21 protein-coding genes are annotated in these 24949 nt (G+C 75.8%); 6 read left to right on the top strand and 15 right to left on the bottom strand.

All coding sequences use genetic code 11. The features are described from left to right. Position 1 precedes the first annotated feature (1 nt). A complete protein-coding gene (locus AB2L27_RS11710; protein WP_370441656.1) occupies positions 2-1207 on the bottom strand; it encodes an FAD-binding domain-containing protein in 1206 nt (401 codons plus the stop codon). Between the two features lie 79 nt (positions 1208-1286). Here AB2L27_RS11710 and AB2L27_RS11705 point away from each other — a divergent pair, with 79 nt between their 5' ends. Beyond that, positions 1287-1505 carry a hypothetical protein gene (locus AB2L27_RS11705; protein WP_370441655.1) on the top strand — a complete coding sequence of 73 codons (219 nt, stop codon included), beginning with the start codon at positions 1287-1289 and terminating at the stop codon, positions 1503-1505. A gap of 86 nt (positions 1506-1591) precedes the next feature. Then, the gene (gene dxs / locus AB2L27_RS11700; RefSeq protein WP_370441654.1) at positions 1592-3541 is read left to right on the top strand and encodes a 1-deoxy-D-xylulose-5-phosphate synthase; all 1950 of its coding nucleotides are present in this window, start codon (positions 1592-1594) and stop codon (positions 3539-3541) included. 5 nt (positions 3542-3546) lie between these two features. Here the strand turns inward: dxs and AB2L27_RS11695 are convergent, their stop codons facing one another. Further along, the gene (locus tag AB2L27_RS11695; RefSeq protein WP_370441653.1) at positions 3547-3984 is read right to left on the bottom strand and encodes a MerR family transcriptional regulator; all 438 of its coding nucleotides are present in this window, start codon (positions 3982-3984) and stop codon (positions 3547-3549) included. A gap of 10 nt (positions 3985-3994) precedes the next feature. Further along, positions 3995-5158: an acyltransferase family protein gene (locus AB2L27_RS11690; protein WP_370441652.1), complete on the bottom strand. Its 1164-nt coding sequence runs from the start codon at positions 5156-5158 to the stop codon at positions 3995-3997. Between the two features lie 594 nt (positions 5159-5752). Here AB2L27_RS11690 and AB2L27_RS11685 point away from each other — a divergent pair. Continuing rightward, positions 5753-7255 (top strand): SulP family inorganic anion transporter, encoded by a 1503-nt coding sequence (locus AB2L27_RS11685; RefSeq protein ID WP_370441651.1) that lies wholly within the window; start codon positions 5753-5755, stop codon positions 7253-7255. Positions 7256-7295: 40 nt separating this feature from the next. Here the strand turns inward: AB2L27_RS11685 and AB2L27_RS11680 are convergent, their stop codons facing one another. The 7 genes from AB2L27_RS11680 to AB2L27_RS11650 form a co-directional block, all read right to left on the bottom strand. Beyond that, entirely contained in the window at positions 7296-8111 is an 816-nt protein-coding gene (locus tag AB2L27_RS11680; protein WP_370441650.1) for a hypothetical protein, read from the bottom strand. 143 nt (positions 8112-8254) lie between these two features. Beyond that, entirely contained in the window at positions 8255-8785 is a 531-nt protein-coding gene (locus tag AB2L27_RS11675) for a CAP domain-containing protein (RefSeq protein ID WP_370441649.1), read from the bottom strand. An 89-nt stretch (positions 8786-8874) separates the two neighbouring features. Beyond that, positions 8875-11523, bottom strand: coding sequence for a diguanylate cyclase domain-containing protein (locus tag AB2L27_RS11670; RefSeq protein ID WP_370441648.1), 2649 nt, complete (start codon positions 11521-11523; stop codon positions 8875-8877). Between the two features lie 87 nt (positions 11524-11610). After that, complete coding sequence (locus tag AB2L27_RS11665) at positions 11611-12636, bottom strand: sugar phosphate isomerase/epimerase family protein (protein WP_370441647.1); 1026 nt, start codon at positions 12634-12636, stop codon at positions 11611-11613. A 12-nt stretch (positions 12637-12648) separates the two neighbouring features. Then, entirely contained in the window at positions 12649-13842 is a 1194-nt protein-coding gene (locus AB2L27_RS11660; protein WP_370441646.1) for a Gfo/Idh/MocA family protein, read from the bottom strand. A gap of 94 nt (positions 13843-13936) precedes the next feature. Further along, on the bottom strand, positions 13937-14938 hold the full coding sequence (locus AB2L27_RS11655; protein ID WP_370441645.1) for a LacI family DNA-binding transcriptional regulator: 1002 nt from the start codon (positions 14936-14938) through the stop codon (positions 13937-13939). A 133-nt stretch (positions 14939-15071) separates the two neighbouring features. Continuing rightward, positions 15072-15551: a PRC-barrel domain-containing protein gene (locus AB2L27_RS11650; RefSeq protein ID WP_370441644.1), complete on the bottom strand. Its 480-nt coding sequence runs from the start codon at positions 15549-15551 to the stop codon at positions 15072-15074. 286 nt (positions 15552-15837) lie between these two features. Between AB2L27_RS11650 and AB2L27_RS11645 the strand changes: the two genes are divergently transcribed. Beyond that, a complete protein-coding gene (locus AB2L27_RS11645; protein ID WP_370441643.1) occupies positions 15838-17151 on the top strand; it encodes a S8 family serine peptidase in 1314 nt (437 codons plus the stop codon). 20 nt (positions 17152-17171) lie between these two features. Here AB2L27_RS11645 and AB2L27_RS11640 read toward each other — a convergent pair whose 3' ends face one another. The 4 genes from AB2L27_RS11640 to AB2L27_RS11625 form a co-directional block, all read right to left on the bottom strand. Continuing rightward, positions 17172-17831, bottom strand: coding sequence for an HAD family hydrolase (locus AB2L27_RS11640; protein ID WP_370441642.1), 660 nt, complete (start codon positions 17829-17831; stop codon positions 17172-17174). A gap of 18 nt (positions 17832-17849) precedes the next feature. Beyond that, on the bottom strand, positions 17850-18749 hold the full coding sequence (locus tag AB2L27_RS11635) for an MSMEG_6728 family protein (RefSeq protein ID WP_370441641.1): 900 nt from the start codon (positions 18747-18749) through the stop codon (positions 17850-17852). Between the two features lie 71 nt (positions 18750-18820). Continuing rightward, entirely contained in the window at positions 18821-19735 is a 915-nt protein-coding gene (locus tag AB2L27_RS11630; protein ID WP_370441640.1) for a D-isomer specific 2-hydroxyacid dehydrogenase family protein, read from the bottom strand. A gap of 9 nt (positions 19736-19744) precedes the next feature. Then, the gene (locus AB2L27_RS11625) at positions 19745-20863 is read right to left on the bottom strand and encodes a GGDEF domain-containing protein (RefSeq protein WP_370441639.1); all 1119 of its coding nucleotides are present in this window, start codon (positions 20861-20863) and stop codon (positions 19745-19747) included. Between the two features lie 122 nt (positions 20864-20985). Here AB2L27_RS11625 and AB2L27_RS11620 point away from each other — a divergent pair, with 122 nt between their 5' ends. Continuing rightward, positions 20986-23052: a putative bifunctional diguanylate cyclase/phosphodiesterase gene (locus tag AB2L27_RS11620; protein WP_370441638.1), complete on the top strand. Its 2067-nt coding sequence runs from the start codon at positions 20986-20988 to the stop codon at positions 23050-23052. Positions 23053-23092: 40 nt separating this feature from the next. Next, positions 23093-23815, top strand: a complete 723-nt coding sequence (locus AB2L27_RS11615) for an HAD family hydrolase (protein ID WP_370441637.1) — start codon at positions 23093-23095, stop codon at positions 23813-23815. A 2-nt stretch (positions 23816-23817) separates the two neighbouring features. Here the strand turns inward: AB2L27_RS11615 and AB2L27_RS11610 are convergent, their stop codons facing one another. Then, complete coding sequence (locus AB2L27_RS11610; protein WP_370441636.1) at positions 23818-24873, bottom strand: cation diffusion facilitator family transporter; 1056 nt, start codon at positions 24871-24873, stop codon at positions 23818-23820. Between the last annotated feature and the right edge of the window lie 76 nt (positions 24874-24949).

Here is a 24949-nt window from a genome sequence, read left to right as displayed (position 1 = left end):
CTCAGCGCGCCGTGCGGGCCCAGGCGCTGAAGGAGCGCAGCGACCCGGACCCGGGGCGGCGCAGCCACGGCCAGGGGTGCAGGGCCGCGACGTCGAGGCGGGCCGAGCGGCGGGCGAACCCCGGCACGGGCGCGAACGTCACGGCCAGGCGCCGGCCGGCGAGCTCGGTGACGGGGTCGCCGAGGTGGACGTCGCAGCCCAGCTCGGACAGGGTCTCGGCGAGGAAGACGAGCCGCTTGCCGGACAGGCGCAGCCGCCGCAGCAGCGGTTCGTCGAGGACGAAGACGGCGGGCAGGTCTGGGTGGGCGGCCAGGGCCGGGTCGGCCTCGCCCAGGGACTCCGCGGTCAGCCACACGGCCTCGGGCTCGCCCCGCAGCTCCGCCCGCTCCGGGCCGGCGTCGGTGGGGCCACCGGCCAGGCCCTCGGGCGGCTCCACGCGCGGGCCGGCGTCGGTCTCGGGCCAGTCCTGGACGGGGCAGGCCGCCCGCAGCGCGCACGTCCCGCACAGCCCGGGCGCCCGCTTCTCGACCTGCCGGCGGCTGAACCCGTAGACCTTCCCGGTGCCGGTGCCGACGGCCCACTGCCAGCCCAGGCGGTTCGCCGCGGCGGACCCGTCGAGCAGGTGCCGGTACATCTCGCGGGCGCCGTCGCGCCAGTCCGCGCCGGCCCGCACCGGCCACTGCGAGGCCAGCCACATCCGGGTCTGGTTCACCAGCCACCCGTCCTCGCGCAGCTCCCGGGCCGTCGCGGCGACGCAGGCCATGTCCTCCGGCCACGGCTCCCGGGTCCACGGCCGGGCCGGGACGGGGCCCGCGAAGCGCAGGTCGGCCCCGGTCGCGCGCCCGAGGCGGGCGTACAGGTGCCGGGCGTACTCCTGCCACAGCAGCTCGTCGCGGAACGTCGCCCGGTCCCGGGCGGGGGCGTCCTTCGCGGCGGCCCAGACGGCGGGCAGCGGCAGCAGACCGTGCCGGACGTGGGGGGACAGCCGCGTCGCCCCGCGCCGGGAGGCGGGCAGCACCTCGTTGCGCCGGGCGGCGTACCCGGTGAGGTCGAGGGCGGCCAGCGCGGCGTCGGCGGCGGACTGCCCGCCGCGGACGGCCGAGGCCGCGACGTCCCCGGGGGCCTCGGCGGTGAGGTGCCCGAGGTGGGTGCGGACCCAGTCGAGCACCGCCGGGCGGCCGGTGGGCGGTGGGGGCAGCAGGGGCACGACGTCATCCTGGGTCCGGCACCGGCGCCCCGCCCGCCCAGCGTTCGACACCCCGCGCCCGCGGGGGCACCCTGACGCGGTGGACCCCCGACCGGCGCCCCGCACGTCGACACCCCGCTTCGTCCTGGCCTGCGCGGGGGCCGGCCTGGCGGTGGCGCTGCTGGCCGCGCTCGCGTTCGGCGACAGCCCGGTGCGGGCGGGGCTGGAGGGCCTGGCCGCCGTGGTCGTGCTGCTGGCCCTCGGCGGGGCCGAACGGTGGACGCGGCGGCGGACGGGTGAGCGCACCCCGCCGCGGTGAGCCGGGCCGACCCGGGACGGGCCGGGTACGGACTGGCGGGCCGCGGGCAGCCGCCTAAGCTGCCTGCGCAGACGAGAGGAGCACCTGTGGACCTGCTCGGATCGATCCGGTCTCCCCGAGACCTCGACGACCTGACCCCGGCGCAACTGGACGAGCTGGCGGCCGAGATCCGCCGCTTCCTCGTCGCGGCGGTCGCGAAGACGGGTGGTCACCTGGGCCCGAACCTCGGGGTGGTGGAACTGACGCTGGCCCTGCACCGCGTCTTCGACTCCCCCAAGGACCCGATCATCTTCGACACGGGCCACCAGGCGTACGTGCACAAGCTGCTGACGGGGCGGCAGGACTTCTCCCACCTGCGCGAGCGCGGCGGCCTGGCCGGCTACCCCCAGCGCAGCGAGTCCGAGCACGACATCGTGGAGTCCTCCCACGCCTCGGCGTCGCTGTCGTGGGCCGACGGGATCTCCCGCGCGTTCAAGCTGTCCGGCCAGTCCGACCGCACGGTCGTCGCCGTCGTCGGTGACGGCGCGCTCACGGGCGGGATGACGTGGGAGGCGCTGAACAACATGTCCCACGACAACGACCGCCGGCTGGTGATCGTCGTCAACGACAACGGCCGCTCCTACGGCGCCACGATCGGCGGGATGGCCCGGTTCCTCAGCACCGTGCGGACCCGCAGCGAGTACCGACGGCTGCACGAGAAGAGCCAGGCCGCGGCCGACCGGTTCGGCTCGCCGGGCCGCGCGTTCTACCGCGGGCTGCGCGGGGGGATGCGGGGGTTCCTGGCCCGCTTCACCGACAACGAGGCGCTGTACTCCAACCTGGACGTGAAGTACGTCGGCCCCGTCGACGGGCACGACCAGGAGGCGCTGGAGCAGGCGCTGCGGCAGGCCCGCGACTACGGCACCCCGGTCATCGTCCACGCGATCACCGAGAAGGGGCACGGGTTCGAACCGGCCCTGCGCGACCAGGCCGACCAGTTCCACGCCGTCGGGAAGATCGACCCCACGACGGGGGAGTCCCTGGAGGTGGCCGGCGGGACGTCGTGGACGTCGGTGTTCTCCGGGGAACTGGCCGACCTCGGGGAGGAGAACTCCCGGATCGTCGCGATCACGGCGGCCATGCTGCGGCCCACCGGGTTGCACACGTTCGCCGAACGCCACCCCGAGCGGGTGTTCGACGTCGGCATCGCCGAGCAGCACGCGGTCACGACGGCCGCGGGCCTGGCCTACGGCGGCCTGCACCCCGTCGTCGCCCTGTACGCCACGTTCGTCAACCGCGCCTTCGACCAGGTCCTCATGGACGTGGCCCTGCACGAGGCGGGGGTGACGTTCGTGCTGGACCGCTCGGGGGTCACCGGGCCGGACGGGCCCAGCCACCACGGCATGTGGGACCTGGCCCTGCTGCAGGTGGTCCCGGGCATCCGGATCGCCGCCCCGCGCGACGCGGCGACCCTGCGCGAGGAGCTGGCCGAGGCGATCGCCGTCGAGGACGCCCCGACCGTCCTGCGCTACCCCAAGGGCGCGGTCGGACCGGACGTCCCACGGGTGTTCCGCCTGCCCGACGGGGTCGACGTGCTCGCCGAGGCCCCCGACTCCTCCCGCGACGTCCTGCTCGTCGCGGTCGGGTCGATGGCCACGACGGCCCTGGAGACGGCCGCGCTGCTGGCCGCGCAGGGCATCGGTGCCACCGTCGTCGACCCCCGCTGGGTCGTGCCGGTCGCCTCCTCGCTCATCGAGCTGTGCCGCGAGCACCGCCTCGTGGTGACGATCGAGGACGGTGTGCGCGTCGGCGGGATCGGCACCCGGCTGCGCCAGGACCTGCGCGAGGCCGACGTCGACACCGGCGTCACCGAGCTCGGGCTGCCCGACCAGTTCCTCGACCACGCCTCGCGGGCCGAGATCCTGCGCGACGCGGGCCTGGACGCGCAGTCCATCGCCCACCGGATCATCGACCAGGTCATCGGGACGCGGCTGCCGCAGGCCCGGCCGCTGCGCGAGCACTCGGCGGTGGGCGACCGGGGGGACCTCACCGACTGAGGGCGTCAGGGCAGGCGGGCGCGCAGGGCGGCGAGGAACTCGTCGGCGCCCGCCATCTGCTCGGCCAGCTTGTCCCGGCGCTCCCGGACGTCGTCGATGGCGCGGCGCAGCTCCAGCTCCAGCTCCGGGGCCTGGGCGCTCTCGCGGTCGACGCGGTCCAGGACGCCGAGCACGTGGCGCATCTCCTCCAGGCTGAAGCCGAGCGGCTTCATGCGCCGGATCATCAGCATGCGCTCGATGTCCGACCGGCTGTAGAGGCGGTAGTTCCCCGCGCTGCGGGCGGCGCTCAGCAGCCCCTGGTCGTCGTAGTAGCGCACGGTCCGGTGCGAGAGCCGGACCCGTTCGGCCACCTCGCCGACCTGGTAGACGGCGCCGTCCGCGGGGTCGGCGGTGGGCGCGGGGTCCGCGGTGTCCGCCCCGATCTCGTGCTGTCCCGTGCTCACCCGGATCACCCTACGGGCGGCGGACGCGCCCGGCGGTGACCCAGGCGGCGTTCTTCAGGGACAGGGCGGGCGCCTCGACCACGCGCCAGGACAGGGCCGCGACCACCGCGGTGACGGCCAGGCTGAGCGGGACGAAGACCGGGCCGACGGCGCCCGCCAGACCGGCGGTCGCCAGCGTGAGGGCGATCGGCCAGTGCCAGACGTAGACGCCGTAGGACAGGTCCCACCGCGGCCGCCACCGCAGCGGCAGGCGCACGACGGCGTAGAGGAAGGCGTAGGCGAAGGCCGGGCCCCCCAGGGCCCGGTAGTCCGGCAGCAGCGCGAGCCCGGCGGCCACGAGGGCCACGGCCAGGGCGGCCAGCGGCAGGGACAGCGGCAGCCGGTCGGCGTACAGGTGCCCGGCCACGCCCAGCAGGAAGATGAACGCGAAGCGCAGCATGAGCTCGGACCCGACCGGGTTGTACCCGGCCGTCGCCGAGACGGTCAGGGCCCACAGCAGGACCAGCAGGGCCGGGACGACCCACCGCCGGCGGGCCAGGACGCCGAGCACCCCCAGGCCGGCGACGATGCCGTAGCAGGCGGCCTCGAAGAACAGCGTCCACAGCGAGCCGTTGACGACCGAGCCGCTGCCGTCGTCGCCCAGGCCGGCGATCCCGAACTGGCGCATGAGCAGCCCGGCGTTGCGGGTGACGTAGCCGACGGCGGAGTCCGGGCCGGAGAACACCGAGGTGGCGCTGCGGCCGGAGAGCACCGCGAGCAGCGGGGCGACGACGAGCGCGGTCAGGGCGAGGCTGACGTAGAAGGCGGGCAGGATCCGCAGCGCCCGGTGCCACAGGAACCGGCGCAGGGAGCCCAGGCGCAGCCAGCTGCGGGCCACGAGGAAGCCGCTGAGGACGAAGAACCCGTCCACGGCCAGGCTGCCGACGTCGGTGGACCCGGCCTGCGGCTGGTGCCCCAGGCCCAGGTACATCGTGTGGACGACCGCGACGGTGAGGGCGAGCGCGAGGCGCAGGACGTCGAGCGCGTTGTGGCGGGAGTCGAACGCGGCGGCCAGGGTGCGCCCCCGCGCGGCCGCACCGCGCGGGGCGGCCGGGACCCGGGGACGGCCGGCGTGGCGCCGGGCGCGGCCGGCGGACGTCCCGGCGGGCGGGGTCGGGTTGGTGCGCGTGGTCACAGGACCTCGTTCCGGACGGGTCTGCGCTCGCCGGACGGCGGCGCGCAGGGCGGGGACGAGCGGGGCGGGGACGAGCGGGGCGGGGACGAGCGGGGCGGGGACGAGGGCGTGCCGGTGGGGACGAGGGCGTGCCGGTGGGGACGGGCCCCGCCGGTCGAGCGCGCGCGCCCGGTGCTCACGTGCACGAGCGCCTCCCCCCGAGGTCTGCCGGCGTCGTCAACCCTACCGTGACGTGAAGGTAGATTCCCGAGGCGGTCTCCGCAAGCGACGTCTGCCACCCGTCCCCCGCCGTCTCCCCGCCGCCTCCCCGCCGTCTCCCCGCCGTCTCCCGGTGCTCGTGGGGCGCCACCCCGGCCCCGCTCCCCCGGTGGTCGCCGCGGGGACCCGGGAGGACGCGATCGTCAGGACCACCCGATCGCTCGAAGTTCTCGACGCAGCGTGACGGCTGCCGACGCTCCGTCCATCAGGTGTCGGACTGCACGACAACCTTCTCCTCACGTCAAGGTAGAGTCTGTGACCGACGGTGCCCCCGCCCGAGCGCGCCCCCGCCGGGGCACCACCCCGCTTCCCGGCCTCCCCGCAGAACGGACGTCCGTGACCCTCACCGCCACGCCCCCGCGCCGGCCCCCGCGCCGGCCCCTGCTCCCGAGCCTGCCCACCCCCGCCGTCCTGCGGACCGAGGTGCTGGCCGGCCTCGTCGTGGCCCTGGCCCTCATCCCCGAGGCGATCTCGTTCTCGATCATCGCCGGGGTCGACCCCCGCGTCGGCCTGTTCGCCTCCTTCACGATGGCCGTCTCCATCTCCGTCCTCGGCGGCCGGCCGGCCATGATCTCGGCCGCCACCGGCGCGGTCGCCCTGGTCGTCGCCCCGGTCGTGCGCGAGCACGGCCTGGACTTCCTCATCGCCACCGTCATCCTCGCCGGGCTCGTCCAGGTCGTCCTGGGGGTGCTGCGGGTGCCGCGGCTCATGCGCTTCGTCCCGCGCAGCGTCATGGTCGGCTTCGTCAACGCCCTGGCGATCCTCATCTTCTGGGCGCAGGTGCCGCACCTGGTCGGCGTGCCGTGGCTGGTCTACCCGATGGTGGCCGCCGCCCTGGCGATCATGGTGTTCCTGCCGAGGCTGACGACCGCCGTGCCCGCCCCCCTCGTCGCGATCGCCGTCCTGACCGTGCTGACCGTCGCGGCGCACCTGGCCGTGCCGAACGTCGGCGACGAGGGCGCCCTGCCCGACAGCCTGCCCGTGCTCGGCCTGCCGGACGTCCCCCTGACCCTGGAGACGCTGCGGATCATCGCCCCCTACGCGTTCGGCATGGCCCTGGTCGGGCTCATGGAGTCGCTGATGACGGCCAAGCTCGTCGACGAGGTCACCGACACCGGCTCCTCCAAGACCCGCGAGGCCTGGGGCCAGGGCGCCGCCAACGTCATCACCGGGTTCTTCGGCGGCATGGGCGGCTGCGCGATGATCGGCCAGACCATGATCAACGTCCGGTCCGGGGCCCGCACCCGCCTGTCGACGTTCCTGGCCGGGACCTTCCTGCTGATCCTCGTCGTCGGCCTCGGCGACGTCGTCGCCACCATCCCGATGGCCGCCCTGGCCGCCGTCATGGTGATGGTCGCCGTCGGCACCTTCGACTGGCACTCGGTCCGGCCGGCGACGCTGCGGCGGATGCCGTGCAGCGAGACGACCGTCATGGTGACGACCGTCGTGGTCGTCGTGGTGACCCACAACCTCGCCATCGGCGTCCTCGTCGGCGTCCTCGTCGCCGCCCTGCTGTTCGCCCGCCGCGTCGCGCACCTCGTGGAGGTGGACGGCGTGCTGAGCGAGGACGGGACCGTCAAGACGTACCACGTGCACGGGGCCCTGTTCTTCGCCTCCTCCAACGACCTGCTCGGGCAGTTCGACTACGCCGGCGACCCCGGCACCGTGGTGATCGACCTGTCCGACTCCCACGTCTGGGACGCCTCGACGGTGGCCGTCCTCGACGCGGTCGGCACCAAGTACGCGGCCCGGGGCAAGGACGTGACGATGGTGGGGCTCAACCGGGCCAGCGCCGCGATGCACGAACGCCTCGCCGGGCACCTCACCGGCGCGCACTGAGCCCGCGGGGCCCAGTGCTCGGGTCCGCGGCGCCGGCCGCTCAGCGCGGCGTCAGCTGCCGGGGCAGGCAGACGTTCCCGCGCTCGGCGGCGGGGGTGGAGGCGAACATGCTGGCGCACCAGGTCCGCACGTCGTCGCCGTCGCCGAACGGGCCGGCGACCAGCGTCACCCAGTAGGGGTTGCCGCGGGCGTCGACGAGACCGTCGCCGAAGTCGGTGGTGTGCAGCACGAACACGTCCTCCCCGGCCACCCCGGAGGCGATCCGGCGGCTCTGGTCGAGGATGTCGGCGGCGTAGAAGGTGCTGCTGCCGTTCGCGGCGGTCTGCCCGGGGTCGGTCGTGCCGACGCTCTTGGCCGCGAGCTGGGCGACCCACTGGCCCTGCGGGGGGTGCAGCCGCAGGCCGCGCTCGCGCAGCCGGTCGAGCTCGGCGGTGGCGGCCGCGTCGACGGCGGCGGTCCCGGCCGGCACGAGGCTCCCGGTGGACGGCGAGGGGTCCCCGGCCCTGGTGGGCCCGGCGGCGGTCCCCCCCGGCACCGCCGGGGCCCGCGCCGACGCACCGACCGTGCGCGCGGCGAGCACCCCGAGCAGGGCGACGAGGACGAGGGCCAGGAGCCCCGAGAGGACCTGCAGGCCGCGCGGGGGGCGGGGAGCGGGCCGGACGGGGTCCTGCCCGGGATCCCGCCCGGGGGTCTGCTGGGGGGTCTGCTGGGGGGTCTGCTGGGGGGCCTGCCCGACGGCGGGACGGTCGGCGGGGTTCAGCACGTCCGTGCCCGCCCTCGGCGCGGGGCGGGCGGCGGCCCGGGCAGGACCGGTCGAGGAGGGGTCGAACTGCTCCCACCAGGGTGCACCCGCCACGACGACCTCCCGGCGCCCGGGTGCGACCGTCGCACCCCGTGTCCTGCGTCCCGCGCCCCACCCGTCCGACGCCGGTCGCGCCGCCGGGGTTCCGCGCCCGTCCAGCATGCCCCGCCGCCCGGCCCGGGTCACGCCGAGCCGGGTCACGCCCAGCCGGCGAAGACCTGCGTCCAGTACGTGCCCACCGCTCCGGGGGCCTGGGCGACGCCGACCGCGGCCAGCCGGCAGTCCAGGACGTTGGCGCGGTGGCCGGGGCTGGCCAGCCACGCCGCCACGACGCCGTCGGCGTCGTAGCCGACGGCCACGTTCTCCGCGGTGCGCACCGGGAAGGACCCGACGGCGGCCAGGCGGGTCCGGGGGGAGCTGCCGTCGGCGCCGGTGTGGGACATCGTGCCCGTGGCGGCCATCTCGACGGTGTGCTGCTGCGCGGCGGCCGCGAGGGCGGGGTCGAGCACCAGCGGGCCGCAGCCGGCGGCGGCCCGGGCGGCGTTGGTGCGCTCCAGGACGTGCAGGGCGGCCGGGTCCACCCCGGGGTCGGCGCCGCCGGTGGGGTCGGCCGAGGCGGGGGCGGCGAGCGCGAGCGCGGTGAGCGCGGTGAGGGTCGTGCCCAGCGCGGCCGCGGCCGTTGGACGGCGGGAGGACCGGGGGCGGACCCGCGAGAGAGGCGTCGTCATGGGCCGCACTCAACCAGTCCCGGGCGCCGCTCCGGGACGGGCTGTGAGATGGACCACACGAAACGTGCTCAGTTCGTCACTCGCGGTCACTACTGGGGTGAGAGGTGGGACGCGGGGCGCAGCACGGCGGTTCCCCGTCCCCCGTGGTGCACCACGATCCGGCCCTTGCCGGCCCGCTTGGCCTCGTACATGGCTTCGTCGGCGTCGCGCAGCAGCTCCTCGGCCGGGCGCCCGTCGGTGCACCAGCGCACCCCGATGCTCGCGCCCACGACGGCCCGGTGCTCGGTGCCCCCGTGCCCGCGCACCGCCAGGGGCTTGCCCAGCAGGGCCAGCACGCGGCGCCCCACCGTCACGAGGTCGTGCTCGGCGCTGGTGCCCGGGCAGACGACGGCGAACTCGTCCCCGCCGAGGCGGGCCACGGTGTCGCCCGGGCGCACGCACGAGGACAGCAGGGCCGCCACCTGCACGAGCAGGTCGTCCCCGGCCTCGTGCCCGGCCGTGTCGTTGACCGCCTTGAACCCGTCGAGGTCGACGTAGAGCAGCCCGACGTGCCCGGCCCCGCGGCGGGCGGCCGCGACGGCGTGCTCGAGGCGGTCCAGGAACAGCAGGCGGTTGGGCAGGCCCGTCAGGGCGTCGTGCAGGGCCAGGCGCTGCAGCTCGGCCTGGGTGGCGCGGCGCTCGGTGACGTCCTCGACGAGGCACAGCATGGTGACCTCGCCGCCGCGCAACCGCACGAGGGTCGTCGAGACCTCCACGTGCAGGGGTTCGGCCCCGGCCCGCTCGACCTGCAGGGCCGACCGCTGCTCGCGGACGAAGCCGCTGAGCACGTCGGCGAACAGGTCGTCGCCGCGCTCCCCGCCCAGGAACAGCTCCCCGACGTCGGCCCCGAGCAGGTCCCCCTCGGCCCGGCCCGTGAACCGGCACAGCGACCGGTTGACCCGCTGCAGGCGCCCGGCCTGCGCGCCGGAGGCCCGGACCAGGGCGATGCCGACCGGGGCGGCCTGCAGCGCGCTGCGGAACAGCGCCTCGGAGTCCTCCAGCTCCGAGACGTCCGTCGCCATCCCGATGAACCCCTGCACCGCACCGTCGGCCCCCAGGAGCGCCGTCGTGGTCAGGCTCACCGGGAAGGTCCGCCCGTCGCGGTGCACGAAGGAGAACCGCGACGTGCGCGGCCCCTGCCGGGCGACCCGGAAGAACAGCTGGCGCGGGTCGTCCAGACCCTCGGCCGCCGCGGCCGCCCGCAGCTCCTCGGCCAGGAAGAACCGCGCGGCGTCGGTGCCCACGACCTCGGCCGCGGTGAACCCGAGCATCCGCTCGGCCCCCTCGTTGAAGACCGTGGTCAGCCCCTCGGTGTCGACCGCGACGATCGCGTGCTCGGTGGCCGCGGCCAGCACGCCGGAGACCAGTTCGTGCGCCTGCGCGACGCGCTCGGCCGCCGCCCGCACCTCGGTGACGTCGTGGAAGGCCGCCACGACGCCGCCGCTCCACCGCAGGTCCTCCCCCCGCGGCAGCGGCCGGGCGCTGACGTTGAGCAGCACGCCGCCCGGGTGCTGCGGGGACAGCAGGCGCAGGTCCTGCCCGTCGACCGGTTCCCCGCGCAACGCGCGCGCGACGGGGAGCTCCCCGGGGGCCCAGGCGGTGCCGTCGGGACGCTCGAAGACGATCCGCCGGCCCCAGTCCCCGCGCGCGGCGCGCGGCCCGCCCAGCAGCCGGTCGGCGGCCGGGTTGCGCAGGATCGAGTTCCCCTCGGCGTCGAAGACGCACACCGCGTCGGAGATGGAGCCGAAGACGGCCGACAGCAGGTCCGCCTGCTCGGCGGCGTGCCGGGCGTTCTCCGCGCTCTCGTCGCGGTACAGGGCCAGGACGAGGGTCAGGAACCCCAGGACGCCGGTGAAGGCCTCGGCGCAGACCGCCTGCAGGTCCGGGGCCAGGTGCGCCCACGGCCCCCGCCCGGCCCAGGTCGAGGCCACGACGACGGCGGCGGCGAGGACGACGTGCACCGTCGCGGCGGTGGTGGTGCGCCGCAGCGCGACCCAGACCGCCACGGGGATGACGAGGAAGGCGACCGCCGCACCGTCGACGAACCAGAACGACAGGGCGTAGGTGCCGGCCGCCGTCACGTGGATGGCCAGCCGCTCGACGGGGCGGACCCGGCTGCCGGGCGCCCCCGGGCGTCGTTCGGCGGCGCGCAGGACGATCGCCAGGAGCAGGAAGGTGGACACCCCGGTCCGCAGCAGCCACTGCCCGGCCGACAGGGCGTCGGCGGCGTCGTCGACGGCGAAGGCGAGGGCGGCCACGGGGGTGGAGGCGAGGGCCCCGACCACGGAGGACAGGGCCAGCGACCGCAGGTGCGCGGGGGTGGCCAGCCGGAACCCCGCCGGTTCCAGGCGCCGGTGGGCGTGCGCGCCGACGAGCGCGTGGACGAGGGCCGCGACGGCGAGCAGGACCGACTCGGCGACGGGCAGGGCGGTCACGACGCGCAGGGCGAGCGTGATCAGGACGAGCAGGGCCCCGTCGACCAGCCGGTGCCGGCGCCCCGGGGACCCGGCGAGCCACAGCAGCCCCACCGCCGAGGCCGGCCACACGATGGCCAAGTGGGCCCCGTCGGCGGTGGCACCGCGCCCGACGAGCAGCGCGACGACGAGGAGGACGGCCAGGACGGCGCGGCGGCGCCACGTCCGCGCGAGCACCACAGGTTCACCGGGTGCCTCGACGAGACGTCCGGAGACCCACGGCACGGCTGCACCCCCTCGGTGAGAGACCTGCGGCGCGCCGGAGCTGGACGCGCCACAGGTCTCATCGGCCGCGAGGGGGGCCGGCTTGAGTCAGCCCTTGGAGCTGAAGGCCGCGTCGAACGCGGCGGCCGGCGGCTGGAACAGCTCCCCCAGGCCGCGCACGAAGGCCAGGGCGTCGGGGGCGCCGCGCAGGCGGTCGATGCCGGCGTCCTCCCACTCCACGCTGGTCGGGCCGGCGTAGCCGATGGTGTTCAGCTCGCGGAAGATCAGCTCCCACGGCACGTCGCCGTGGCCGACGGAGGTGAAGTCCCAGCCGCGGCGGGAGTCCGCCCACGGCAGGTGCGAGCCGAGGCGGCCGTTGCGGCCGTCGAGCTGCTTGCGGGAGTCCTTGCAGTGCACGTGGTAGATCCGGTCGGCGAAGTCGCGCAGGAACGGCACCGGGTCCAGGTCCTGCCACACGAAGTGCGAGGGGTCGAAGTTCAGCCCGAACGCCTCGCGGTGGCCGATGGCCTCCATCGTGCGCGCGGTCGTCCAGTAGTCGTAGGCGATCTCCGAGGGGTGCACCTCGAGGGCGAACTTCACGCCGACCTCGTCGAACACGTCCATGATCGGGTTCCAGCGGTCGGCGAAGTCCCGGTACCCGCGCTCGACCATCGCGTCGGGGGTGGGGGGGAACATCGCGACGGTGTGCCAGATGGAGGACCCGGTGAACCCGGTGACGGTCTTGACGCCGAGGCGGGCCGCGGTGCGGGCGGTGTCCTTCACGTACTCCGCGGCGCGCTGCCGGACGCCCTCGGGGTCGCCGTCGCCCCAGACGTCGGCCGAGACGATGTCCTGGTGGCGCTCGTCGATGAGGTCGCAGACGGCCTGGCCGGTCAGGTGGGCCGAGATCGTCCAGACCTGCAGGCCGTGCTTCTCGAGCGTGGCCTTCTTCTGCGCGATGTAGTCGTCGTCCCGGGCGCCGCGGGTGGAGTCGAGGTGGTCGCCCCAGGTCGCGATCTCCAGACCGTCGAAACCCCACTCGGAGGCGAGGCGGCAGACCTCCTCGAAGGGCAGGTCGGCCCACTGGCCGGTGAACAGGGTCACCGGGCGGGGGGTCTTCAGCGGTTCGGCCATCGTCGTTCCTCCTCAGATCGTGGTGTAGACGGAGTCGTTCTCGGCGCTGCGCTGCACGGCGTCGAGGACCTGCTGGACCTGCAGGCCGTCGGCGAAGCTCGGGCTCGGGTCGCGCCCGTCGGCGATCGCTCCGAGGAACTCCTGCAGCTCGTGGACGAAGGGGTGGTCGTAGCCCAGGCCGTGCCCGGCGGGCCACCAGTTTCCCGCCCCGGGGTGCTCGGGTTCGGTCGCCAGGATCCGGCGGAACCCGTTCTCGGCGTCGGGCAGCGTGCCGTCGAAGAAGTGCAGCTCGTTCATGGACTCGAAGTCGAACGCGAGGGAGCCCTTCGAGCCGTTGACCTCGATGCGCATGCCGTTCTTGCGGCCCAGCGCCATCCGCGTGGCCTCGAACGTCATGAGCGCCCCGCCGTCGCCGCGGCCGAAGAACACCGCGGCGTCGTCGACGGTGACCTCGCCGAACTCGGTCGAGGCCTGCGCCCCCAGACCGGTGTTCGCGCCGGTGCGGGCGGCCTCCAGCGGGCGCTGCTTGACGAACGTCTCGACCGTGCCGGACACCCCGGTCAGCTTCTGGCCGGTGATGAACTGCGCGGCGTCGATGATGTGGGACCCGATGTCCCCCAGCGCACCCGCGCCCGAGCGGTCCTTCTGCAGCCGCCAGGTGAGGGGGAACTCCGGGTCGACGATCCAGTCCTGCAGGTACACCGCGCGCACCTGGCGGACCTCCCCGAGGCGACCGGCGTCGATGAGCTGCTTGGCCAGCCCGAGCGCCGGGACCTGGCGGTAGTTGAACGCCACCATGCTGCGGACCCCGCGCGCGGAGGCGGCCTGGGCGGCCCGCGTCATCCGCTGGGCCTCCTCGACCGTCTTGGCCAGGGGCTTCTCGCAGAGGACGTGCTTGCCGGCCTCCAGGGCGGCGATGGCGATCTCGGCGTGGGAGTCGCCGGGCGTCAGGATGTCGACGACCTGGACGTCGTCGCGGGCGACGAGCGTGCGCCAGTCGTCGACGCCCTCGTCCCACCCGAACTGCGTGGCGGCGGCCTGCGCGCGGGAGAGGTCCCGGCCCGCGAGCGCGAGGCGCTTCGTGCGGAACCGGGGGGTTCCGACGTGGTCGACGGTGCGCCAGGCGTGCGAGTGCACCGCGCCCATGAAGGAGTGGCCGACGACGGCGACCCCGAGTTCCGGCAGTTCGTTCAGGTCAGCGGACATGCGGGCTGGTCCTCCCGGGACGTCGTCGTCGTTCTCTGGCGTTCTCTGTCGTTCTCTAGCTGGGGTCGTGCTGCTGCGGATCGTACTAACCGGTTCAGGGTCGCGGAACGCGCGGGGTGGGCCCCGACCGCACCGAGGACCGGCGGCTGACCGAGGCCGGCACGCGGCGCACCTGCGCCGGCCCGGACCCCCGCTCGAGGAGGTCGAACAACCAGGACATGGCCTGGCGGGAGACGTCGCGGGGGTGGGTAGAGACCGCCGTCAGCGGCACCGTGAAACCCGTCGCGTCGACGTCGGTGGCGAGGGCGACGAGGTCCAGGTCGGTCCCCGGGCGCAACCCCGCGTCCTGCACCGCGTGCACGACGCGGGTCAGGTGGGCGGTGACGAGCAGGGCGTCCGCGCCCGCGGCCAGCACCGCGCGGACCTGCTCCTCCACCGTCGCGCGTTCCAGCGGCACCCAGTCCAGGGCCACTCCGGCCGCCTCGGCGGCCTCCTGCGCGGCCGCGCGGAACCGCGGCACGTAGTTCAGGTGCCGGGCGACGGTGTCGGACCCCCAGGCCAGCGCCGTCACCCGCTGCCGGTCGGCGAGCTCGGCGACGAGCAGGCGGGCACCGTCCTCGAAGTCGAAGTCGACGCAGTGCAACCCCGCCGGGTCGTCGGGGATGCCGATGAACAGGGTCGGCACGCGCAGGTCCCGGGCGATGGCCGCGCGCGGGTCGTCCGAGCCGACCTCCATGACGACGACGGCGTCGCACAACGCCCGCCCGGCCACGCGGCGCAACCCGTCGACGCCCTCCTCGGCGGTGACGAGCAGGACGTCGTGGTCGTGGGCGCGGGCGGCGAGGGTGATCTCCTCGATGAACGCCATGAGACCGGCCGCGCCGAGGCCGGAGTCGAACGGCATGACGACGGCGACGATCTGGGTCCGCTGGCTGGCCAGGGCGCGGGCCCCGGCGTTGGGCTGGTAGGTGAGCTGGGCCATGGCGTCCTCGACGATCCGGCGGGTGCGCGCGGAGATGGGCCGCTTGCCGCTCATGACGTAGGACACGGTGCTCTGGGAGACCCCGGCCACCCGCGCCACGTCCTTGCTCGTCACCGTGCGACCCGTCGCACCCCGGCCCGTCCCGGTCACGTCGCCTCCCCCGCTGCCCCGCCGGCGCCCGGCACGGCTGTGTCGATGCGCATCGACCACACCGTAACCCACGACGCGACCGCGCCGCGGCGCCGGCTCAGAGCACCGGCGACCCCGGCCACGGCGGGCGGACGTACCCCGGGGCCCAGTACGGCGTGAAGCCGTAGTACCCGTACACCGAGGAGTAGTACTCGTACTGGTCGACGAGCTCGGGGTCGTACTGCGGGGCCCCCTCGACCCGGTCGCGCCCGAGGTCGACGTGCACGGCGTCCTCGTCCACCCCGGTCACGGCGTCGACGGGGACGAAGAAGACGTCCGCGCCGATCCCCAGCAGACCGCCGTGCTTGACCCGCAGCATGCGGACCTGCCCGCCCCCGGCGTCCTCACCGGGGCCCGTGCCGGGGCCCTCACCGGGACCGGGGGTCTCGTCGCGGTCGACGAGCAGGTCGTCGACCGTCCCCAGCTCCTCGCCGTCACCGTCGAGCACCGTGCGTCCCCGCACGTCGTGCGCGGGGTCGGCCACGGTGCGGCCGCTGTCGTCCAGCCGGACGAGCGTGTTCCTGGGCTGATCGGTCATGGTGCTCACTCCTCGGTCGGTCCCGTGACCCCGCCGCCGCGGCCCGGGGCCGGCCGTCGGGACGGCCGCCACCGGGTGCGGGCGAGGACCCTCGGCGGTCGGAGGTCCGGCGGCGCCGGCCGGTCGGCGCCGCGATCACGACGCTAGACGCCGCTCGCGGGCCGCGCACGGCGGGAGACCGGGTCCCGGCCACTAGCCTGAACCGGGGAACCGCGCCGCGGGCCCGTCAAGTCCCTCGTCCGGAGCGCCGATGCAGGCTCGTCCCGACCGACCGCAGGGAGCGAACGTGCCCGTACCCGCCCGATCCACCGCCCGCTCCGCCGCGGTGGGCGCCGCTCTCCTCGCCCTGACCCTGGCGACCCCGGCGGCCCAGGCCGCCCCCCTCGCCCCCGCCGGCGGCCCGGCGCTCCACGTCGACGCGCTGCGCTGGGTCGACGGGCAGCCGCGGCTGGAGACGCGCACCGCCACCGGGTCCGCGGCCGCCGCCCGGCTCGTGCGCACCCTGGACGCCGACCCCGCGCTCAGCGACGCCCAGGTCCGCACGACCTACCGGCTGACCCCCACGGGCTCCACGGGCCTGCCCCCCCGCCGGTTGCTGAGCACCGACCCCTACCTGAAGTACGCCTACCACCTCACCGCCATCGACGCCTTCGGCGCCTGGCCCACGACGAAGGGCGCCGGGGTCACGGTCGCCGTCCTGGACTCCGGTGTCGACGCCACCCAGCCCGACCTCGTCGGCCGCGTGCGGTCGCTGGGCAACTTCACCCGGGAGTCCGACGCGATCGTCGTCGACCACGGCACCCAGGTCGCGACCGTCGTGGCCGGCGCCTACGGCAACGGGGTCGGCGCCGCGGGCGTGGCCCCGGAGGTGACGATCCTGGCGGGCAAGGTCTGCGAGCGCACCGGGTGCGCCAGCGACGCGATCGTGGCGGGCATCACGGCCGCGGTGAAGGCCGGTGCCGACGTCGTCAACCTCTCCCTGGGCGGGCCGGACCAGAACCGCACGACGGCCGCCACGATCGAGTGGGCGCAGGCGCAGGGCGTCGTCGTCGTCGCCTCGGCGGGCAACTCCGGGGCCGAGGGCAACCTCGTGCAGTACCCGGCGTCGTACCCGGGGGTCCTGTCCGTCTCGGCGTCCACCACCTCCGGCACCGCCGCGCCCTGGGCCCAGCACAACGACGCCGTGGACCTCAGCGCCCCGGGGGAATCGGTGCCGGCGGGCAGCCCGCGCAAGGACGGCCGCTACGCCGTCACCGCCGTGGCGGGCACGTCGTTCTCGGCCCCCCAGGTGGCCGCCGCGGCCGCCCTCGTGCGGGCGGTGGCCCCGGCCGCCGACGCCGCGACGATCGGGGGCTGGCTCACCGGCACGGCGACGAGGCAGTCCTGGCCCGGCGGGTACGGCGCGGGGATGCTCGACGTCGCCGCCGCCGTCCGGGCCGCCCGCGACGCCCAGGTGCCCCCGGCTCCGCCGGCCGCCCCGGCACCGCCGGCCACCACGCCTCCGGCCACCGCCCCGCCGGCCACCACGACGCCGGCCCCGGTCCCGGTGCCCCGCGGCCGCCGGGCGCTGCGCCCGGTCCCGGTCGTCCCGACCCGCTGAGGCTCACGGCCCGCCGGGGTTCACGCGGGGCGGGCGAACTCCGTCCGGTCCAGCGCCTGCAGCAGTTCCGGCAGGGACTCGAAGACGGCGCCGGCACCGGCGCCGGTGAGTTCCTCGGTGGAGAACCCCCCGGTGCGGACGGCCAGGCTGGCCATCCCCGCGTTGCCCGCCGCCTCGCAGTCCCAGACCGAGTCCCCCAGCAGGATCCCGGCCCGCCCCGAGACCCGTTGCACCGCAGCCTGCAGCAGGTCGGGGGCGGGTTTCGTGGCGTCCGCGTCGTCCGAGGACGTCCACCCGGCGACGAGGTCCCGGGCGTCGAGCAGGTCAAGGTAGGTGTCGACGTGCCCCTGCTGGCCCGAGGAGGCCAGCACGACCGTCCAGCCCCGGCGGCCGAGGTCGACCAGCAGGTCGCGCGCCCCCTCGAACGGCTGGACCTCCGGCAGCATCGGCTCGAACTCCTCCGTCCACGCCGCGCGGGCGTCGTCGCCGTGGGCGGACTCGAACTCCTCGCCGGCGACGGCGGGCACCAACTGGTCCCCACCCATGCCGATCGCCCGGTGCAGGCGCCAGACCGGCAACGTCACGTCGAACCGGCGGAAGGCCCGGAACCAGGCCAGGGCGTGCTGGTAGTTGGTGTCGACGAGGGTCCCGTCGACGTCGAGGACGGCGGTGTCGGGCACGGGTTTCCTCCGGGGGTCTCAGACGGTCAGGTCGACGTGGAACAGGTGGCGGGGGTCCTGCAGCAGGGCGGGCGGGGAGACGTCGCGCCGTTCGGCCCGACCGCCCCAGCGGACGGCGCGCCGGTGCCGCACGGAGATCCCCTTGCCGGCGGCGAACTCGTACTCCCCCAGCACCTCCCCCAGCAACAGGGCCCCTTCCCGCTCGACGGGGACGGCCACCTCGTCCCCGGGGGCCAGTTCGTGGACGAAGGTGTCCAGGACGCGCAGGTCCTTGCCCGGGCGCTTGCCGGGGGAGACCTCCTTGAGCAGCTGGCGCAGCGTCGTGCCCTCCGCGGCTCCACGCACGTCGACGTCGATCCCCGACGCCGTCCCGAGCCCGACGACGCCGTCGGTGAGGAACTCCCCCAGCGCGTGCGGCGTCTCCGGGCGCACCACCCAGACGAGCCGGCCCTGCGAGCGCGCGGGCGGTTCCAGGGACGGCGGGTCCGGCCACACGTAGGGCAGGTCGTCGGGGTCGTCGGCACCGAGGACGGGGCGGTAGAACCCGGGGTCCTTGCGCAGCAACGCCGACCGGTGGCTGCGGTGCAGCTCCTCGTCGCCCAGCCACGGCGGCATGAGGTCGGCGAGCTCGGACTGCGGGCGCCCCACGACCTGCGGGGCGAACTCCCCGATGAGCCGCTCGGTGGAGTCCGCCCGGCCGCTGCTCGTCCACGCGGCCGTGCACGCCAGGCCGTAGGCGACGAGCGCCGGGGTGCAGCCGCGCCACATGCGGACGGCGGGGTGGTTCACCCAGCCGTAGTCGGGCAGTTCCAGGGCACGCAGGACCTGCAGCGTCTCCACCCGTTGCTTGCCCAGCCGCGGCCCGTCGAGGACGGCCGCCGACCGGGCGAAGTCGGGGTAGGGGAGGAACGTCTGCACGCACCCCACCGTGGCGCGCGCCCTGCCCCGCCGCACCCCCGGCCCGCGCACGGTGACGCAAGGTGGAGCGGTCAGTACCCCGCGTCGAGGTCGACGAGGCCGAGCAGCTCCTCGCCCGCGGCGAAGCGGCGCACGTTCTCCTGCACCCGCTCGGCCAGCAGCGGCACCCGCAGCGTCGACGGGTTCGTCGAGTGCGGGGTGACGATCGCGCGCGGCTCGGTCCACAGCGGGTGCCCGTCGGGCAGCGGTTCGGGGTCGGTGACGTCGAGGGCGGCGCCGGCGATCGTCCCCTCGCGCAGGGCGGTGACGAGGGCGTCGGTGTCGACGAGGGACCCGCGGGCGATGTTGACGAGCCAGCCCTGCGGGCCGAGCGCGGTCAGTTCGTCGGCGCCGACGAGGGCGGCGGTGTCGGCCGTGGCGGGGGCGGCGAGGACGACGTGGTCGGCGACGGCGAACACGTCGCGGGCGCGGTCGGCCGCCCACGTCTCGTAGGCCCCCTCCACGGGCAGGCCGCGGCGGGTGACGGCCAGGACGCGGGCGCCGAGCCCGAGGAGGGCCGGGATCATGGCCTTGCCGATGCCGCCGGCCCCGACGATCGCGACGGTCGCCCCGCGCAGCGTGGTCTGCACGCCGTCGAGGGCCTCGCCGTCCCACGTCGTGGCGCGGGCGGCGCGGCCGATGCCGCGCACGCCCGCCAGGAGCAGCGCGACGGCCCCCTCGGCCACCGACGTGGAGTAGGCGCCCGTGGCCGACGTCCACGTCCGGTCGTGGTCCAGGACCCCGGCCCGGACCCAGGACTCGATGCCGGCCGAGGGCAGCTGCACCCAGCGGATCGCGTCGTGCAGGTCCGGCAGGTCGCCGTGACCGCCCACGACCACGAGGGCCTCGGCGTCGGCGAGCGGGACGACCCGCCCGCCGCCGCGTTCGACCGCCTCGGTCAGCTGCGGGTCGTCCTGCGGTCCGATGTGCACAGCGGGGGTGGGCACGGGGTCTCCCTAGAACTCGTGGGACAGGTCACGCACGGTGTCGGCCCCCACCCTAGGTCCCCACCCGTCGGCCGCCTCCGCGCTGCGGGTGCGGTCGCGCCCGGCCCGCTTGGCCGCGTACAGCGCCGCGTCGGCCGCGACGAGGGCCTGCTCGGCGGTGGTGACCTCGTCGAGGGTGGCGCACCCGGCCGAGAACGTCGTGGCCCCGCCGCCGTCCCGCCACGTCTGCCGCAGGCGGTCCACGACGTCCATCGCCGGGCCGGTCCCGCTGGCGTGCAGCAGGAGCACGAACTCCTCGCCCCCGAACCGGGCCGCGTAGTCGTCGCGGCGCAGACCGGCGGCGAGCATGGCCCCGAACTCGCGCAGCACCTGGTCGCCGAAGGCGTGGCCGTGGGTGTCGTTGACCTGCTTGAAGTGGTCGAGGTCGCACACGACGACGGTGTCGCCGGGGGCGAGCCGGGTCATGCGGTCCTCCAGGTCGCGCCGGTTGCCGATGGTCGTCAGCGGGTCGGTGCGGGCGTCGCGGACGAGGACGTCGGCCGCGGCCCGCTGCCGCCGGGCCAGCTGGGCGAGCAGTTCGGCGACGATGAGCCACGTGCACACCACGACGGCGGTGCGCACGACCACGGTGAGGTCGAGGTCGTCGGAGGCCAGCAGGTACAGCGGCACCGCGACGGGCAGCAGGCCGAAGGCCGTGCGCGGGGGCAGGAAGACGCCGACGTAGACGAAGCACAGCACGAAGAACGGCACGTAGGCGCCCGCGAGGTGCTCGGTGGAGGTGCCCAGGACGGCGAGCGCCCCCATGACGGTCAGGGGGAAGACGAGGGCGGCGCGCACGGGCCAGCGGTGCCAGGGCAGGACGGCGCTGCCGGCCAGCAGGGCGAGGGCGGCGGCGGAGACCCCGGCCAGCACGAGCGTGTCGCCGGCGTCGGGGGCGAGCACCCAGACCGTCAGGGCGAGCAGGGCGCCGGTGACCAGGAGCAGGGCGCGTCCGGCGACGACGGCGGGGCCGCCGGCCCGCCACCGGGCGGGCACGCGCCGGGTCCCGGCGCGCAGCCAGGCCGGGGCCCAGGGCAGGTCACCGCCTCGCGGCCGGCGGGTCGTCCCGTCCTCGGGGTCTGGACGCACCCGTCCCACCGCCGCCCCCCTTTTTCGAAGCTCTGCGTTCTTGATCGATCACACACTGCCACGAACGCGGGGTCCTGCGCAGGCCTCTCCAGCGTCCGGGCGCCGGTGCCGATGCTCAGGGGGTGAACCACGCCGCGACCCCGGTCCCGGACCGGGAGCCCTCGCGAGGCGCGTGGTGGCGCTGGCTGCCCCGGGGCCACGCCCTGTCCCCCGCCGACTGGCGCCGGCGCCACCGGTGGGTGTGCGCGGTCCTGGCCGTGCACGTCCTGGCCGTCCCCGCCTACGCGCTGGTCTGGCGGACGCCCGCCCTGCACGCCGCCGGCTTCGGCGCGGTCCTGGCGGTCTTCCTGGCCGTGGCCCGTCTGGACGACCTGCGCCGCCACCTGGCCGACGACCCCGCGCTGCCGGCGTGGTCGCCGGACTGGTTGCGCTCGTGCGCCGCGGCCCTGGGTCTGGTCGTCGCCTCCGGTGAGGTCGTCCAGATCTCCCGGGGCTGGACCGAGGCGCACTTCCACTTCTTCGTCGTGGTCCCGGTCGTCGCGCTCTACGAGGCGTGGGCCCCGTTCGCCGTCGCCGCGGGGTACGTGCTGTTCCAGCACGGGATCGTCGGCACGCTGTACCCGCGGATCGTGTTCCTCGACCCCGCCGCCCACCGGCACCCGTGGTGGTTCGCCGGCGTCCACGCCCTCGCGTTCGCGGCCGCCTGCGTCGGGTCGCTGACGGGGTGGCGGCTGGCCGAGGCCTCCCGCCTCCAGCAGGGCCGGTTGCTGGAGCAGTTGCAGCACCGCGCCGTGCACGACCCGATGACGGGGCTGCCCAACCGCACCGCCCTGCGCGCGGCGCTGGGCCGGGCGCTGGAGGAGGTCCGCGCCGGCGGGGACGGGGACGTGGCCGTCCTCGTGGTCGACCTGGACCGGTTCAAGGAGGTCAACGACACCCTCGGCCACGCCAGCGGCGACGACCTGCTGCAGCAGGTCGCCGCCCGGCTCGGTTCGGCCGTGCGCGACGGCGACGTCCTGGCCCGGGTCGGCGGGGACGAGTTCGCGGTCGTGCTGCCGGGCAGTTCCGCGCGCGCGGCCCGCGTCGTGGCCGAGCGGATGCGGCTGGCCCTGGCGGGCAACCTCGTGGTCGCCGGGGTGGCGGTGGACGTCGACGCGAGCATCGGCGTCAGCGGCCACCGGCACGCCGCCGAGCTGCGCACCCCGCCGGGGCACGACCCCGCGGGGGACCCCGGGACCCCCGACGTCCCGGACCCCCTGGACGTGGCCGACGAGGTCGAACTGCTGCTGCGGCAGGCGGACATCGCGATGTACTCGGCCAAGACCCGGCACACCGGGATCTGCCTGTACGACCCGGGCGACGACGAGCACTCCTCCCGGCGCCTGCGCACCCTGGCCGAACTGCGCCTGGCGCTGGCGTCGGAGGCGGCCGGCGGGAACGGTGGTCTGACAGTGCACTACCTGCCCGTGGTGGAGGTCGCGACGGGGGCGGTGCGCACCGTCGAGGCGCTCCTGCGCTGGCACCACCCGGCCCGCGGTCTGCTCCTGCCCGCCGCGTTCGTGCCCGCCGCGGCGGGCACGGCCCTGGCCGAACCCCTGACCGCGTTCGTCCTGGACCGTGCGCTGCAGCAGGTCTCGCGCTGGCGGCAGGAGGGCCTGGCCCTGCAGGTCTCGGTGAACGTCCCGGTGCGCTGCCTGCGGCCGCAGTTCGTGACGACGGTCCTGGACGCGCTGGCCGGGGCGGGCCTGGGGGCGCAGTGCCTGCGCCTGGAGGTCGGCGACGGGCCGGCCCTGCACGAGCGGCGGACGGTCTCGGACGTCCTGGTCCGGTTGCGCCAGGCCGGGGTCGGCATCTCCGTGGACGACTTCGGCACGGGGCTGTCCTCGCTGTCGGCCCTGCGGGACCTGCCGGTCGACGAGCTGAAGCTGGACCCCAGGCTGGTGCAGGGCCTGACCGGTGGGGACCCGTTGGCCCGCGACGCCGACACGGTCCTGGTCCGTTCCATCGTCACCGTCGCCCACGGGTTGTCGTTGCGCGTGGTCGCCGAGGGGGTGGAGACCCCGGCCCTGGCCGCGGCGGTCGCCGCCGCCGGGTGCGACCTGGCGCAGGGGTTCCACCACTGCCGGCCGGTGCCGGGCGAGGCCGTCCCGGCGCTGGTGCGCGGGGGTTTCCCCGCCGGTGCCCGCTGACCGGACTCGCCGGTCCCCGAACCCTCGCCTACGGTCGAACGTGTCCCCCTCTCCGCGTCCGTCCCCGCGTCCGTCCCCGCAACGCCCCGCCGTCGTCGTCCTCGACGTGAACGAGACCCTGTCCGACCTCGGTGCCCTCGAGGCGCGCCTGGCCGGTGTGGGAGCCGATCCCCGGGTCGCGGCCCGGTTCCTGCCCGCGGTCCTGCGCGACGGTTTCGCCCGCACGCTGCGCGAGGACCCCCTGCCCTTCGCCGACGTCGCCGCCGACGTCCTGCGCGTCGAACTGGCCGACCCCCGCGGCGGCCGGCTGGACCGGCCGCTGGAGGAGGCGGTGACCCACGTGCTCGGCGCGTTCGAGGAGGTGGTCCTGCACCCCGACGTGCCCGCCGGTCTGCGCCGGTTCCGCGAGCAGGGGGTCGTCACGGTGGCCCTGACGAACGGCGGCCTGTCCACGTGCGAGGCCCTGCTGGAACGGTCCGGGGTGCGCGAGGACGTCGTGCACGTCCTGTCCGTGGAGACCGTCGGCCTGTGGAAACCCCACGCCGCCGCCTACGGGCACGCGCTGGACGTGTGCGCCGCCCCGGCCGGCGACGTCCTGTTCGTCGCGGTGCACCCGTGGGACCTCGACGGGGCCGCCGCCACGGGGATGCGGACCGCGTTCCTGGACCGCGCCGGCACGGGCGTGTACCCGCGGCACGCGAGTGCCCCGACCCTGACCGCCCGCGGGCTCGACGACCTCGCCGACCGGGTGCTGGAGGGCTGAGCTCAGCGCGGGGAGCGCGACTGCACCCGCCGCCCCGTCCGGGTCCGCGGCTGCGGTGCCCCGTCCCCGGGGTCGAGCAGCCCGGCGGCCTCGGCGCGGGTGTCCGCCAGCCGCTGCCGGGCCGCCGCGTCGGCCGAGGCGGACACCGTGCTGGGGTCGAGGAACACCTGCGTGAGGACCGGGACCCGGCGGCGCATCTCCTCCTCCGCGCGCGTGCACACGTCCTCGATCTCGCGCGCCGTGAGGTCGTCGGCGAACTGGACGCGGCCGGCGAGGAGGACGTTGCTCGGGCCGAGTTGCATCGTCAGGACCTCCTGGACCCGCACCACGCCCGGTTCGGCGGCCAGGACGTCGACGGCCGCGACCCGCACGGCCGGGTCGGCGGCCTCCCCGATGAGCAGTTCCTTGGTGTCGCGGCCCAGCAGCACCGCGACGACGCCGAGCAGCGCGCCGATGACGATGGAGCTCAGCGCGTCCCAGACGTTCGACCCGGTCACCTGGTGGGCGACGGTGCCCGCGAGCGCGACGAGGACCCCGAGGACGGCGATGCTGTCCTCGCTGGCGACGGTCTTGACGGTGGGGTCGGGGCTGCGCAGGACGTAGGTCAGCAGCCGGCGGTGGGCCGAGGTGGCCTCCCGGACGACCTGTCGCAGCGCCTTCAGCAGGGACCCGCCCTCCAGCAGGATCGAGACCCCGAGGATCGCGTAGATGACGACGAAGTGCGCCGTCGTCGTCTCCTCGGTCTCCCCCGTCAGGGCGCGCACGCCCTCGACCACGGAGAACACCGCCCCGGAGACGAAGATCCCGACGGCGGCCAGCAGGGACCAGAAGAACCGTTCCTTGCCGTAGCCGAAGGGGTGGGTCCGGTCGGCGGGCCGGTCCGCGCGCTTCAGCGACAGCAGCAGGAACGTCTCGTTGAGGGTGTCCGCGACCGAGTGCGCGGCCTCGGCGAGCAGGGCGCTGGAACCCGTGACCGCCCCGCCGACGCCCTTGGCGACTCCGACCCCCACGTTCGCCAGCAACGCCACGAGCACGGTCCCACGGGTCTCGTCCGCCACACCCCCGATCTACCCCAGGAGGGTGGGCGGCGCGCGCCGGGCACCCCGGGCCGTGCCCCGCGCCGGCCTCCGCCCC

Origin of the sequence: Kineococcus halophytocola (assembly GCF_041276425.1) — a bacterium.
In the GTDB taxonomy this organism is placed as follows: Bacteria; Actinomycetota; Actinomycetes; order Actinomycetales; family Kineococcaceae; genus Kineococcus; species Kineococcus halophytocola.
Note: the sequence above shows the minus strand (reverse complement) of the source record. Positions and strands in the feature narration are given on the sequence as shown.